The sequence below is a fragment of the Pseudacidovorax intermedius genome, from assembly GCF_001476815.1.
Taxonomy (GTDB): domain Bacteria; phylum Pseudomonadota; class Gammaproteobacteria; order Burkholderiales; family Burkholderiaceae_C; genus Xenophilus; species Xenophilus intermedius_A.
The window spans coordinates 1-976 of the sequence record NZ_LDSL01000258.1 but is presented as its reverse complement, the minus strand read 5'-3'; the positions used below and the strand labels follow the sequence as shown (position 1 = coordinate 976).

At 64.8% G+C, this 976-nt stretch carries 2 protein-coding genes; both read left to right on the top strand.

Going from position 1 to position 976, the window contains the following annotated elements; translation table 11 throughout:
• Positions 1 to 276 (top strand): helix-turn-helix transcriptional regulator (locus NS331_RS25080; RefSeq protein ID WP_206597366.1); only part of this gene is annotated, 276 nt, incomplete at its 5' end.
• A gap of 478 nt (positions 277 to 754) precedes the next feature.
• A partial coding sequence (locus NS331_RS25075) for a hypothetical protein (protein ID WP_153013067.1) occupies positions 755 to 976 on the top strand: 222 nt, incomplete at its 3' end.

Sequence of the window (976 nt, the reverse complement as noted above, 5' to 3'; positions counted from 1 at the left end):
AGCCCGGCCGCAGATGCCGGCACGTCGCCGCCGACGCCTGAGGTGAGCCGGCAGCCGGCTTCCCGTGATGACGAATCGCTCATGCGGAAGCAAGATCTGCTGACCATGCTGGCCTGGAGTAAATCCAAGCTCAGCTACGTGCTGAACAAGAAGGGCACGCGTTACGACCCCACGTTCCCGCAGCCACTGCACTTGGCCGGCAGCAAGACGCCGTACTGGCGGTGGGCCGAAGTCGCAGCGTGGATCGACGCGCAAGCGAAGAAGCGCGACGCGTGACCGGGTCACCGGCATAGCGATCCAGCCCAAGGGACAGGCCGCCATCGAGCGGCCTAATTTTCGCTCTTGGCGGAACTAGTCTACGGCCGGACGAGACCGCGCCCCGCGCAAAACTCGCACGGCGCGGCGCGCGAGCGGAACAAGCGGATCAGGCTTGGCCGTGCCGGCAGGAACGTCGTAGGACACGTGATTTTTCCGCGTGATGCGCCTGGCAGCGTGTCCCTCGATGCCAAGAGGCCGCGACGAGATTGCGATCTCCCTAGAGATATTGCAAACCGCCAGTCTCTAGGAGCGCTGCCTCGAGCAGCGCGCAGTCCGAGATCTCAGCCGGCTTCCCGAACACGGTGACGCTCGTCACCCTCCCCACCGAAGAGCAATGCCGACGGGCTACCCGGCCTGATCGGCAAAGCTTTGGATCCCGAGCCCTGAGGGTGCTCCCCCTTCACAAAAAAATCAACCGAGGACCATGAGGATGACCATGACCTTGCTCTCACTCCCCCGCGGCGCCATCAAGCGCCCGCCATCCAAAGAGGCCGCCACTCACCTGGCCGCCAAGGCCGCACTCACAGCCCGCCGCCGGGAGCGGCACGTGGACGGCAAGATGTACTTGGTCGAGACCTACGACCGCCCCCTCTACAACCTCTCGCAGCTCAGCACCAAGGCTGCGCGCACCAACATGCCGCTGCTGACCATCGAGACA